The sequence below is a fragment of the Rathayibacter sp. AY2B3 genome (assembly GCF_002931755.1).
Lineage (GTDB): Bacteria > Actinomycetota > Actinomycetes > Actinomycetales > Microbacteriaceae > Rathayibacter.
The window spans coordinates 85,825-98,676 of sequence record NZ_PSUG01000003.1 but is presented as its reverse complement, the minus strand read 5'-3'; the positions used below and the strand labels follow the sequence as shown (position 1 = coordinate 98,676).

Genomic DNA, 12,852 nt, shown 5'->3' with positions numbered 1-12,852 from the left:
CCTCCCCCCGAACCGCACCACTCCACTGAAGGAGCACCATGCCCCCCACCACCACACCCGCGCGGCGAGCGCCGCTGCGCGCAGCGCTCGCCGCGCTCGGCCTCGGAGCAGTGCTGCTCTCGGGCCTCGTCGCACCGGCTCCGGCCGCGCAGGCGGCCGACGCCGTCATCCCGCAGCAGGGTCTCCTCGCCGACTACCGGTTCACGCAGACCACCGGCAGCACGGTCCCGAACACCGTGAGCGGAGGCGTGGGAGCCGCCACCGTCCGCAACGCGACCGACGCGCTCTGGACCGGCACGTCGCTCCGCCTCACCGGCGGCCCCAAGAGCAGCACCACCGCCCCCTGGGTGCAGCTGCCCGCGAATCTGCTGACCGGCCGCTCGTCGGCCACCGTGACGATCGAGACCCGCGCCGACGCGTCGATGCTCTCGAACTTCCACTTCCTGTGGAACATCGGCAGTGACAGCACGAACCAGTACTGGTTCGCGTCCGTCCGCGACCGGGTGCGCACCGCGATCACGACCAGTGGAGGGAACGGCGAGAACAACGCCCGCAGCGCCTCCGCTCTCACCGCCGACCGCTGGTACAGCCTCACCTCGGTGATCGACGGCAGCGCCGGCACGATCTCGTTCTTCGTCGACGGCGTCCAGGTCGCCGCGGCGCCCACGGCGCTCCGCCCCTCGTCGGTGGCCGACCAGTCGCTGAACACGATCGGCCGCGCACCGTACCCCGACCCGTTCTACACCGGCGAGGTCTCGGCGTTCCGCGTCTACGACCGCGCGCTCTCCGGGGCGGAGGTGGTGGCCGTGTCGAGTGTCGACGCGAAGCCGCACGCCTCCACCTTCTCCCCGATCGCCGCCGCCGTGCTGGCCGGGGTCGCCCCGCTCACCGTCGACGACTCGACCACGAACCTGCCCGACTACGGGGGAGCGGTGACCTGGTCCTCCAGTGACCCGACCCTGCGCGTCTCGGCCGACGGCCGCACCCTCAGCGCCGACCGCCCCGCCGTGGGCCAGGCCGCGCGTACCTCGACGCTCACCGCGACGGCCTCGATCCGCGGAATCGTGCAGACCCGCTCGATCGCCGTGACCGTCGAGCCGCAGGTCGGCGTCGACACCCCCTACGGCTACATGATGGTCCACTTCGTCGAGGACTCCGAGGGCTACGCCGAGAAGATCTACCTCGACGTCTCCCGCGGCGACGACCCGGAGAAGTGGGACCCTCTCAACGGCGCGAAGCCGATCCTGGCCTCCGACCTCGGCACCACCGGCGTGCGCGACCCGTACCTGACCTACAACCCCGACACGAAGAAGTACTACATCATCGCCACGGACCTCCGCGTCTTCGGCGGCGACCGGGGCCCGAGCGGCTGCGACACCTGGTGCTACTGGACCACCAAGGGCAGCACGAAGATGAACGTCTGGGAGTCGAGCGACCTCGTGTCGTGGAGCGACGTCCGCCAGTTCGACGTAGCGCTCGACGCTGCGGGGACGAAGAAGCTCGAAGCCGGCATGATGTGGGCTCCCGAGGCCACCTGGGTGCCGGACTACGCGGGACCCGGCAAGGGCGCCTTCGTCGTCTACTGGTCCTCGACGGTCTACCCGAACGCGGCGCACACGCCGGGCACCGGATCCTCCCGCGTGCTCTGGGGAGCGACCACGGACTTCACACAGGCCACCTACTCGTACGGCGGCACCTTCATCGACACCGGGGCCGACACGATCGACACCACGCTGATCCAGGACTCCGGCACGACCTACCGGATCTCGAAGGACAACGGCACCGGCAAGGGCATCTACATGGAGTCGACCACCTCGGCGACCTGGTGGCTGCCGACGACCGCGTGGACGCAGATCCAGTCGCGGATCGGCGCGGTCTGGTCGGGCGGCAACGCCGGAGGGGTCGAGGGGCCCGCGGTGTTCAAGGACCACGGCGAGGACACCTGGTACCTCTACGTCGACGTGATCCCCGCGACCGGCTACAAGCCGATGGTGACGAACGACCTCGACGCAGGCTGGACCCAGCTCACCGATCCGGGCTTCTCGCTCGCCTCGTCGACCAAGCACGGCGGCATCGTCTCGCTGACCGCGGGGCAGTACGCCGAGGTCCGGTCGGCCGACGCCGCCTCCGCGGTCCGCTCGGACCTCGGCGAGGTGACGGTCGCCTCCGGCGCCGACGCCGCGGCGGCTCTGCCCGCCCGCGCCGACGTCGTGCTGGCCTACAACCGCGGCACGGCCTCGCAGCCGGTCACCTGGAACACCTCCGCGGTGGCGACGACGCCCGGCCGCTACTCCGTCACCGGAGTCGTCCGCACGATCGGTGCGAACGACAACCAGTGGGTGGGCGCGAACGGATCGACGGCCTACAACGCCGCCGACCGCCGGCTCTCGAGCTCCACGGCCGTCACGGTCACCGCGACCGTGGTGGTGACGGCACCGACCTCGACGCTCACCGCTTCCACCCGGTGCGTCGCCGGCAAGGTGGTCCTCACCGGAGTGGTGAAGAACACGGGCACGACGCCCCTCTCGGTCGTCATCCGCTCGCCGTTCGGCGCCTCGCAGACCCTGACCGCCGCCCCCGGCGCCAGCGCCTCGGCCGCGTTCACCACCCGTCAGACCTCGATCCCGGCTGCCTCGCTCACCGCGGGCGCCCTGACCGCGGCCTACCCGGCGCGCACCTGCTGACGCGCGCGCGCCGCTGACACCGAGACGGCCCGCCCCTGCCGAGACACCGCCCTGACGGCGGCGCCTCGGCGGGGAGCGGGCCGTCTCGGCGTCAGGCGCGGAGCGCGCTCGCAGGCTCCTGCCGCCCCGCCGCCCACGCGGGCACGATCGCGCTCACGACTCCGGTCACGGCTCCGAGCGCGATGCTCAGCGGAGTGAGAGCGGGCGGCAGCAGCGGCGACCATCCCTGCACCGCGGCGGTGGCCAGCGTCGCGGCGGTACCGAGGACGGCGCCCGTCACACCGCCGATGACTCCGACCACAAGCCCCTCGCCGACGAACAGTCGTGCGACCGCACCGCGGCTCGCTCCGATCGCTCGCCTCAAAGCGATCTCGGCCGCTCGAGCCTGGACGGACACGTACATCGTCGTCGAGGCGCTGATGGTCGCCAAGACGAGGAGCACGACCCCGATCAAGCCGATGAGCGCGCCGAGGTCGGTCGCGACGCCGTAGCGGAGGGCCCGCAGATCGGCGACCGTCTCGACGGTGAAGCGCCCTGGATCGCCCGGGTCGAGCGCCAGGGGAAGCGCCTCGGCGAGCGGAGCGGGGAAGCCGGGATCGGTCCGGACGAGGATGGTGACGGCGACGGACGGTGCTCGCGCCAGGATGTCCCGGGAGACGACGACCGATCCGTCGATTCCGGGCGCCCGCTCGCCCGCGATGAGGGTGCCCGCTACGGCGGCCCGGATGCCGAGGACCTCGACGGTGGAGCCGGGTCCCGGGGCGGCGGCGGCAAGGGTCGAGGCCGCGCCCGACCCGAGCAGCGCAACGGCGTCGGCTCCGGGGGTCGCGAGAAGACCCCGGGTGTCGGGTCCGACGGCAGAGGCGCCGACCAGGCGGAGGTACGTGGGGTCCGCGCTGATCAGCTGCAGCGGTGCGGCCGGCTCCGGGTCGGTCGAGGCGAGGCGCCGGATGCGCGCGGCCTCCGCTCCGGTCTGCGCGACGAAGCCGGCGTCGACCACATGAGGCAGCGCTCTGGTCGCGGCGAGCCAGGAATCGAGGCGCCCGTCCTCAGCAGCCAGGAGTTCCGCGCCGCCCGGCACGGTGACGCGGACCTCGTCCAGCGCGGCAGCTGTGAGCCGCTCCGAGACCTGCGCCGAGGCGCTCTCGCTGACTCCGAGCGCGGCGATGAGACCACCGACTCCGAGCGCGAACGCGAGGACGAGGAGGGCTGTGCGGAGCGGGCGAGCGGCGAGGGCGCCGAGGGAGTCGCCGAGCACGTCCGCCGCGGATGTGATGAAGGAGCGGCGCGGGGCCGTCTCCGGTCGAGGAGGCGGGGAGGGCAGCGCGCTGGTCGGTCTCGCTCCCGTGTCCTCGATGACGCGACCGTCGGCGATCCGGATGCGGCGCTCCGCTCTGGCTGCGATGGTCGGATCGTGGGTGATGAGTACCACGGTGGTCCCGGTCGCGTTCAGGTCCAGCAGCTGATCGAGCACGCTCTCGCCGTTGGCCGAGTCGAGGTTGCCCGTCGGCTCGTCGGCGAGGATGAGGTCAGGTCTCGTCGCGACGGCCCGGGCGATAGCCAGCCGCTGGCGCTCGCCACCGGAGAGAAGACGCGCGTCGAGGTCCGCACGGTGGCCGATGCCGACCGAAGCGAGCGCGTTCGAGGTCAAACGACGGCGGTCTTTCAGCGGACGGCCCTGGATCCGCAGCCCGGTCGCCGCGTTCTCTCCCACGCTCTGATGACCGAGGACGAACGACGACTGGAAGACGAATCCGATGAGACGGGAGCGGAGGATGTTGCGACGCCCCTCGCGGAGTTCGTTCGTGGCGACGCCATCGATCAGGTAGCTGCCGTCGGTGGGACGATCGAGGAGACCCAGGATGTCGAGGAGCGTGCTCTTGCCTGCCCCCGATGGGCCGACGACGGCGACGAACTCGCCGCGGCGGACGTCGAAGGTGATCCCGCGCACGCCTCCTGTCGAAGATCTGCCGAAGGTGCGAGAGACGTCGCGCAGGCTGAGCAGGGGAACCGGATCACTCACGACAGCAGCACGGGGTCGCCGACCTCGAGCTCCCCGTCCGCCACAGCAGCCCAGCCGCCGCCGGAGCGCTGCACCGTGATCGGCACGCGTTCCGGAGCAGGGGCGCCGTCGGAGCGGCGTTGCACGTAGTCGCCCTCTGCATCGCGCCGGACAGCGATCAGCGGCACGGCCAATGCTTCCTCATCGACGCCGCCGCTGAGCACGGAGACCGAGGTCCCCGGGCCGAGATCGGCGAGAGCCGGGTCGGTGCAGGCCAGGACGACATCACGTCCAGCCAGCCTGCCTTCGCCGGCATCACTGAACGCGCCGATGGACGCTACTGTCACCGGAAGGTCCTGGATACCAGCTCGAGCCGTCATCGAGGCGCCGACGGTGAATCGCGCCGCAGTCGCGACGTCGGCGCGGAGATTGATCGTCTTCGGTCCGGTGCGGATGCTGATGAGCGGCGTGTCTGAACCGAGCACCGTTCCCACCCCGGCTGCCGACACGACAGTGCCCTCAGCGGAACCGGTGCCGAGGATCTGGTTCGCGGGAATGAACGACGTCTTCTTCCCATCCGAAGCGACGGCCTCCGGGAGGACGAGGTCGTGTTCGTCGAAGAGGCCACTCACAGCGTCGAGCGTGGCCCAGTCGATCGATCCGCTCTCCTCGATATCGGCGCCCGTCGTGTTCAGGGCGCGCTGCAGAGCAATGACGTCGTCCCCTCGGTCGTCGGCGCGAAGATCCCGGTAGAGCGGCAGCGGCCCGGTCAGAACGAAGTAGGGCACGCCGGCGACGAGCGCGACCAGGTCGCCCGAGGACACAGGCTCGCCCGTGGTCAGTGCCTGGCGAGTGACGACAGGAACACCGGGCAGTGATCGGGCGATGACCGGAACCGCAGGGCTCTCGACGATCGTTCCCGGGAAGGAGGAGCGGGAGTCGACGACCCGCCGCTCGACCATCGCCGTCACCTCGATCCGCTCCTGTGTCGAGACAAGGGCGTCCCGCTCGGGCGCGTGAACGGACAGTCCAGCAGCGAACGACGCGCCTGATGCGAGGGTCAGTACTGCTGCGAGGACGGCGATCCGCCAGGGATGCCGGAACCGTCGGAGTGTTGTCGTCGCGTCAGCCATGTGCGGCTACGTAGGCTCGAAGCCCGGCGAGCCGGTCCTGGTTCCGTGTCTTGATCCGGTCCAGTGCGGCCTGGTTCTGCTTGATGAGTGGCGCCTGGTACGACGCCTCGAGATCGCCGAGGATCTGCGAGAGTCCGGTTTCGGTGTCGCACTGCGCCTCAAGCGATGCGACGCGTATCTCCTCCTCTCTGTCAGGAGAAGAGCCGTCCGGTCTTATGCTGGTGACGAGTCCCTCACCCTGTTCCGAGTTCCAGCCGCCGCCACTCGTACGCGGAGACAGGCCGAGGCTTCGAAGGCACTGCGACCATTCGTCCCGAGCATTCTGCCATCCGGCATCCGATGCGGCCGCGTTGTACGAATCGGTCCGGATGCGGGCGACGAGCGAATCGACCGACTCCTCGTTCGTCGGGATCAGTGCAGCGAGTTCGTCGTCTTCGTCGGTCGAGCAGTCATCGACCGCCGACTCCCAGCCGGGTCCTCCGGCCTGCGCGTCGGCTTCCTTCGCAGCGTCGACGAGGGAGGGGGCGTAGCCGTAGCCGTATGCGCGAGCTCGGTCCTCGTCCCACAGTCCGTACGTTCGATCACCGGTCCCGTGCTGGGGGTCCTCTTCGACGGCAGCAGCCGTGTACTGCAGACCTCGTCGACTCATGCACTTCGCTGTGCTGATGTCGAAAGCGCGGTCGACGAGGAGCCCCACGCTGTCCGAGTCGAAAGGGTCGTACTCATCGAGAGGCAGCACGATCTCGCCGGTCGTGTGGTCGAGGAGTGCCCGGGCGGTCACGTCCTGCTCCCGCTCCACCGGCATCGATGAACAGGAACCCAGGGCGAGCGCCAGACCGAGACCGAGGAAGGAGGAGAGGGCGAGATGCCCCCGTGACTTCATACCGTTCCGTGCTTCGGTGTCGGGTTGAATCATGAGGAGTCCTTCTTTCGTTCTCTTATGTGATTCGGAGTTCCGCTTTCCGCCGAGAGTGGTCGGACGCGGTCGACGCGAGGAGGATCACTGCTGCGGGCGTCGCGACTCTCCGGGCTGCTGGAGCCTCCGGAGGGTGAGGGGTCCGTCAGCCATGCGCGGCCACGTAGTCGCGGAGTGCGGCGAGTCGCTCCTGGTTGCGGGTCTTGATCTCGTTGAGTGCGGCCTGGTTCTGCGCGATGAGGGGCGCCTGGTACGACGCCTCGAGGTCGCCTAGGGTCTGCGAGAGACCGGTCTCGGTGTTGCAGTGCGCCTCGACCGTCGCGAGGCGGATCTCCTCCTCCGAGTTCGAGGAGGCGCTGTCGGCACCCGTCCGCACCGCGTCCTCCTGCTCCACACCCCACTCGGACGAGCCGGAGCGAGGGGTCAGTCCGGCGTCCCGAACGCAGCTCGCCCAGGCGTCGCGGGCCGTCTGCCAGAGCGGATCCGCCCGGGCGGCACTGTAAGCCTCGGTCGCGATCCGAGAGACGGAGGAGTCGGTGCTCTCATCGTTCCCGGGCAGGATCGCCATGAGCGCCGGGTCGGTCTCCTCCTCGCACCTGCCGACCGCCGTCGTCCACGCCTCCCCGCCAGCGGCCGCGTCCACCGCCTTCGCGGCGCTGACCCGGGACGGTGCGAAGCCGAATCCCCACCGGCGGGCGCGTTCCTCGTCCCACAGACCGTAGGTCCGGTCGCCGCCGCTGTGCTCCGGATCCTCTTCGACCGACGCCGCTGAATAGGCGAAGCCCTGCCCCGCCATGCAGCGTGCAGTCACGGTGTCGAGGGCGCGGTTCCCGATCGCCGCGTTCGCGTCGTCACCGTAGTAGTCGTACTCCTCCAGGGGCAGAACGATCCGGCCGGTGGTGCTGTCGAGCAGAGCGTGAGCCGTCGAGTCCTTGTCCAGCGGAGCACTCGTGCATCCACCGAGCAGGACGAGAGCGGGGGTGATGGCCGCGAGAGCCGCGATCCCACGGGTCGTGGAGCGATGGCTGGAGTGTCGTCGGGTCATGTCCGAAGCCGTTTCTGTGAGGGATGGGGAGCTCGTGGCCGGGGGCTCGGGCGGGTCCGAGCGAGGAGAGCCGTCGCGGTGCAGGTGCGTCGACCGTGGTCTGCTACTCCCAGCTGCTGATCCTGTCGTTCCAGCTCTCGTTCCAGCCGAGGTCTGTGGAGATCGACTGGAGGTCGTTGTAGTCGCCCATCAGGCGAACCGACCGTCCGCGACGATCGGCATGCTCGTAGTAGCGACGAGAGTCGCGGTTCCTGATGGAGGACGCCATGTCGTTGGCACCTTCTCCGACGTAGGCCGTGTCGTACCCACCGTCATGCGCCCGACCCTCGTAGTTCCTGTGCTCGTAGATCGTCGCCGCGCTCGCAGCCTGAGCGCCGCTCAGCGCGACCACTCCTGCGGCGGCGAGTGCGAGGACGGTCGTGGTGGTCCTCCTCATGGTTCTGTCCTTCCCTGCTGTCCCGTCGCCGGGACATCTCCGTCTCGACGGCGTGCACCTCTCTCCTTGGAAGAGCTATGCGCGCTGGACCATCATGAGGGAAGCACGCTTTTCCGTCACGGCGCTGGCGCGCCGGGTCGACTCCATCACGGTGCTGCCTCCCCGATGCTCACTGAAACGTCCCGGTCACCGGCCTTTTCGCGGACCGGGTGGTGCTGGTGAGGGTGGCGCGGGCCGTCGGCGATCACCGATCGCGCCTCGCCGGACGGCCGTCGTCGTCGCCCTGGTCGGTGCGGGCGCCTCGCTCGCCGTGCACGCTGCGACCGGGGCGGGCGGGATCGCGGCCGCGACCATCGGTGCGCTCGTCGTGGGCTTGGCCGGCTCGTGGGCCGGCTCCTGCGGGCGACCCGCGTCCGCTCGATCCTTCTCCTCGAGCGGCGGGTGCCGGAGGACGGGCTCGCCGACGCGGACGAGCTCGCCGTCGCCTCCGAGCGAGCACGCACAGCCCGGGACGTGCACGACGTGATGGCGCCGTCGCTCTCGATCGTCCTGGCCCAGGCGGACGGTGCCGAGCGGCTCGTGCGCGCCGAGCCCGACCGGGCGCAGGAGTCGCTGCGGGCGATCGCGGAGGTGGCCCGCACGTCGCTGGTCGAGGTGCGCCTCGTGATCGAATCGCTCGGCACCGGCCCCGACGCGGTCGATCAGCCCGGCCTCGACTCCCTCCCGCAGCTCGTCGGCCGATTCCGCTCCGCCGGGCTCGCCGCGGCGCTCGACGAGCAGGGCGATCGTGCCGTGCTCTCGCCGGCTCAGCAGCTCGCGGTGTACCGGATCCTGCAGGAGGCGCTCACCAATGCTCTCCGCCACAGCGGCGCCGCCCCGAATGCGGAGGTGCGCCTCGTCTGGGAGGAGTGCGCGCTGCTGCTCGAGGTCGCGTCGCACGGTCGCTCCGGCGCGGAGTCGAGCGGGTCGGGCCGCGGGGTCGTCGGCATGCGGGAGCGGGCCGCGCTCGCCGGCGGCTGGCTGACCGCGGAGGAGGACGGCGGCGGATTCCGCGTCACCGCGTCGATCCCGGCGCGCGTGCTCGAGGGTGCAGCGTGATCCGCGTCGCTGTCGCGGACGACCACGTCCTGTTCTGCTCCGGGCTCCGGATGCTCCTCGACGCGGAGCCGGGGCTCGAGTTCGCCGGAGCCGCGCACGACGGCGAGGCGGCCGTCGAGCTCGTGCGGCGCGAGGCTCCCGACGTGCTCCTGCTCGACGTGCGCATGCCGCTGCTCGACGGCATCTCGGCGATGCGGAGGATCGCCCGCGATCCCGACGTCGCTACGAGGGTGATCATCCTGACCACGCATCAGCACGACAGCGCCGTCGCCGAGTCGCTGGCGGCCGGAGCGGCGGGTTTCCTGATGAAGGACGCGACGACCGAGCTGCTGCTGGGCACCGTGCGCGCGGTCGCCGCGGGGCGGACGGTGGTGGCCGGCGGTGGCCGGCACGCCCCGCTCCGCGACTACACGGCGTCGGCGGTGCCCGCCCGTCCGGAGGTGCTCGACGTGCTCTCGGCTCGCGAGAAGGAGGTGTTCACCTCGGCAGCGCAGGGGCGGAGCATCGCCGAGATCGCGGCCGCGGCCCACCTCAGCGAGTCCACCGTCAAGAGCCCTGTCTCGAGCATCCTCGCGAAGCTCGGTCTCGCCTCCAGACTGCAGCTCGTCGCCTTCGCGCACCGCCACGGCCTGGCCTGAACCGCGGCGCCTCCTCCGCTGAGGTGCCCGGGGTCGAGGCGCCTCCGCCCTGTGGTGTTTCGCTGAAGGCAGGGCTGTCTCGATCCGCCGCCGGCTCGTCCTGGCGTCGAGGCGCCGCCCCCTCCGTCGAGACGCCGCTGACACGGAGGTGTCTCGGCGGATACGGGGCTGTCTCGCCGGCCGCCGGTGCGCGGCTCCGTCGAGACGCCCCCGCGGCGCCGACCCGCCCGGGCCGTCCCACATCCGGGGCACGGCAGGCTGTACGGATGAGCGCGCCTGGAACCACCGACCCCCTCGACCGCGTCCGCGTGCGCGGCGCCCGCGAGAACAACCTCCGGAGCATCGATGTCGACGTGCCGCGCGACGCCCTCGTCGCCTTCACGGGGGTCTCCGGATCGGGCAAGAGCTCGCTCGCCTTCGGCACGCTCTACGCGGAGGCGCAGCGCCGCTACTTCGAGTCTGTCGCCCCCTACGCGCGGCGGCTGATCGACCAGGTCGGCGTGCCGGACGTCGACTCGATCGAGGGCCTGCCTCCGGCCGTCGCCCTCCCGCAGCGGCGCTCCGGCGGCTCGGCCCGCTCCACGGTCGGCAGCGCGACGACGCTCTCGAGCGTGGTGCGGATGGTGTTCTCGCGCATCGGCGCCTACCCCGAGGGCGCGCCGATGCTGCTCGCGGAGGACTTCTCCGCCAACACCGTGCAGGGCGCGTGCCCGAGCTGCCACGGCATCGGCCGGGTCTACGACGTCCCCGACGAGCTGATGGTGCCGGACGACTCCCTCTCGATCCGCGACGGGGCGCTCGCCGCCTGGCCGACCGCCTGGCACGGCAAGCAGCTGCGCGACAGCCTGATCTCGCTCGGCCACGACATCGACGCTCCGTGGCGCGACCTGCCCGCGGAGGACCGCGACTGGATCCTGCACACGCCCGACTCCCCGCAAGTGCCCGTCTGGACCGACCGCTCGCCCGCGGAGGTGCGCGCCTCCGTCGCCGCCGGGGACGAGCCGCGCTACATGAGCACGTTCCTCGGGGTGCGCCGCTACGTGCTCGACACCTTCGCCGGCTCGAAGAGCGCCCGGATGCGCGAGCGCGCGGCCTCGTTCGTCGTCAGCGTCGCCTGCCCGGTGTGCGGCGGGCGGAGGCTGAAGCCCGACGCGCTCGCCGTCACGTTCGAGGGGCTCGACATCACCGAGCTGTCGGCGCTGCCCCTCGAGGAGCTGGTCGTGCTCGCCCGGCGCGTGCTCGAGCCCGGGTGGACCCCGGCCGACGGAGCGCCGCAGACCCGGCTGGCCGCTCAGCGCCTGGTCGAGGACCTCGTCGGCCGCCTCGCTCCGATCGTCGACCTGGGCCTCGGCCACCTCTCGCTCGACCGCTCCACGCCGACACTCTCCTCGGGGGAGCTCCAGCGGATGCGACTCGCGACGCAGGTGCTCTCGCGCCTCTTCGGCGTCGTCTTCGTGCTCGACGAGCCGTCGACGGGCCTGCACCCCGCCGACACGGAGGCGCTGCTGGGCATCCTGCGGACCCTGCGGGCGACCGGCAACACCGTCTTCTTCGTCGAGCACTCCCTCGACGTCATCCGCGAGGCCGACTGGATCGTCGACATCGGCCCGGGCGCGGGGTCCGGCGGCGGCACCGTCGTCTACTCCGGCCCGCTCGACGGCCTGCCGAGCGCCCGCGGCTCCGTCACCCGCCGCTACCTCTTCCCCGAGGGCGACCCGGCGCCGCTGCGCTCCCGCCGCACCGCGGAGCAGTGGATCGACCTCGCCGGAGTCTCGCGGCACACCCTCGACGACCTCTCCGTCGCGTTCCCGGTCGGGGTGCTCACCGCGGTCACCGGCGTCTCCGGATCGGGCAAGTCGACGCTCGTGAACCAGGCGCTGCCCGATCTGCTGCGCGCCTCGCTCCGCGCCGACGTCGCCGAGGACGCGCCGGCCGAGGAGGGCGGGGAGGCGGACCCGCTGCTCGACGCGGCCGCGGCGGCGACCCGCGGCACCGCCTCCGGGCCCGCGGACCGCCTGCGCCGGGTGGTGCAGGTGACCCAGACCCCGATCGGCCGGACCTCGCGCTCGAACGTCGCGACCTACACGGGGCTGTTCGACCGGGTGCGGACGCTGTTCGCGGCCACCCCGGAGGCCAAGCGCCGCCGCTTCTCGGCGAGCCGCTTCTCCTTCAACCTGCCCAGTGGGCGCTGCCCCGTCTGCAAGGGCGAGGGCTCCGTGGAGGTGGAGCTGCTGTTCCTCCCGACCGTCGAGGCGCCCTGCACGGCGTGCGGCGGGACGCGGTACAACGACGAGACCCTCGAGGTCACCCTGGGCGGCCGGACGATCGCCGACGTCCTCGCGCTGAGCGTCGCCGATGCGCGCGAGGCCTTCGCCGAGGACCGCGAGGTCGCCCGCCACCTCGACGCGCTGGTGGACGTGGGGCTCGGCTACGTCTCGCTCGGCCAGCCGGCGCCCGAGCTGTCCGGGGGAGAGGCGCAGCGGGTGAAGCTCGCCTCGGAGCTGCGCCGCGCCCAGCGCGGGGACACGCTGTACCTGCTCGACGAGCCGACCTCGGGCCTGCATCCTGCTGACGCCGACCGCCTGCTCGAGCACCTGCAGCACCTGGTCGACGCGGGCAACACGGTGATCGTGGTCGAGCACGACATGCGCGTCGTCGCCGACGCGGACTGGGTCGTGGACCTCGGCCCGGGGGCGGGCCGGGCCGGCGGCTCGGTGGTCGCGACGGGCACTCCGGAGGAGGTCGCGGAGGCCGCGGGAAGCCGGACCGCTCCGTACCTCCGGGCGGCTCTGAACCGGCGCCGCTGAGAGCTCGAGAGCCTGTCAGTCCTCTCACCGAAACCTCACCGAAAGCTCTTGTTAACGGTAACATTCGAGGCGGCCCGCCCCCCTGGGCCGGAT

At 71.6% G+C, this 12,852-nt stretch carries 9 protein-coding genes; 4 read left to right on the top strand and 5 right to left on the bottom strand.

The features are described from left to right. Positions 1-38 precede the first annotated feature (38 nt). Positions 39-2,684, top strand: a complete 2,646-nt coding sequence (locus tag C5C24_RS02420; protein ID WP_104304213.1) for a LamG-like jellyroll fold domain-containing protein — start codon at positions 39-41, stop codon at positions 2,682-2,684. Positions 2,685-2,775: 91 nt separating this feature from the next. Here the strand turns inward: C5C24_RS02420 and C5C24_RS02415 are convergent, their stop codons facing one another. The 5 genes from C5C24_RS02415 to C5C24_RS02395 form a co-directional block, all read right to left on the bottom strand. Next, positions 2,776-4,635 (bottom strand): ATP-binding cassette domain-containing protein, encoded by a 1,860-nt coding sequence (locus C5C24_RS02415; protein ID WP_146082503.1) that lies wholly within the window; start codon positions 4,633-4,635, stop codon positions 2,776-2,778. Positions 4,636-4,703: 68 nt separating this feature from the next. Next, on the bottom strand, positions 4,704-5,819 hold the full coding sequence (locus C5C24_RS02410) for a hypothetical protein (RefSeq protein ID WP_146082502.1): 1,116 nt from the start codon (positions 5,817-5,819) through the stop codon (positions 4,704-4,706). Continuing rightward, positions 5,812-6,735 carry a DUF1003 domain-containing protein gene (locus C5C24_RS02405; protein WP_146082501.1) on the bottom strand — a complete coding sequence of 308 codons (924 nt, stop codon included), beginning with the start codon at positions 6,733-6,735 and terminating at the stop codon, positions 5,812-5,814. The genes C5C24_RS02410 and C5C24_RS02405 overlap by 8 nt, the downstream gene beginning before the upstream one ends. Positions 6,736-6,880: 145 nt before the next feature. Continuing rightward, positions 6,881-7,780 (bottom strand): hypothetical protein, encoded by a 900-nt coding sequence (locus C5C24_RS02400; RefSeq protein WP_104304211.1) that lies wholly within the window; start codon positions 7,778-7,780, stop codon positions 6,881-6,883. A gap of 103 nt (positions 7,781-7,883) precedes the next feature. Beyond that, complete coding sequence (locus C5C24_RS02395; protein ID WP_104275918.1) at positions 7,884-8,216, bottom strand: peptidase inhibitor family I36 protein; 333 nt, start codon at positions 8,214-8,216, stop codon at positions 7,884-7,886. A gap of 384 nt (positions 8,217-8,600) precedes the next feature. On the opposite strand from C5C24_RS02395, the gene C5C24_RS02390 reads away from it, so the two are divergent. From C5C24_RS02390 to C5C24_RS02380, 3 genes are all read left to right on the top strand, one after another. Continuing rightward, positions 8,601-9,314: a sensor histidine kinase gene (locus C5C24_RS02390; RefSeq protein WP_104304210.1), complete on the top strand. Its 714-nt coding sequence runs from the start codon at positions 8,601-8,603 to the stop codon at positions 9,312-9,314. After that, positions 9,311-9,952, top strand: a complete 642-nt coding sequence (locus tag C5C24_RS02385) for a response regulator transcription factor (protein WP_104304209.1) — start codon at positions 9,311-9,313, stop codon at positions 9,950-9,952. The genes C5C24_RS02390 and C5C24_RS02385 overlap by 4 nt, the downstream gene beginning before the upstream one ends. A 266-nt stretch (positions 9,953-10,218) precedes the next feature. Next, positions 10,219-12,759 (top strand): excinuclease ABC subunit UvrA, encoded by a 2,541-nt coding sequence (locus C5C24_RS02380; protein WP_104304208.1) that lies wholly within the window; start codon positions 10,219-10,221, stop codon positions 12,757-12,759. The last annotated feature ends 93 nt before the right edge of the window (positions 12,760-12,852 follow it).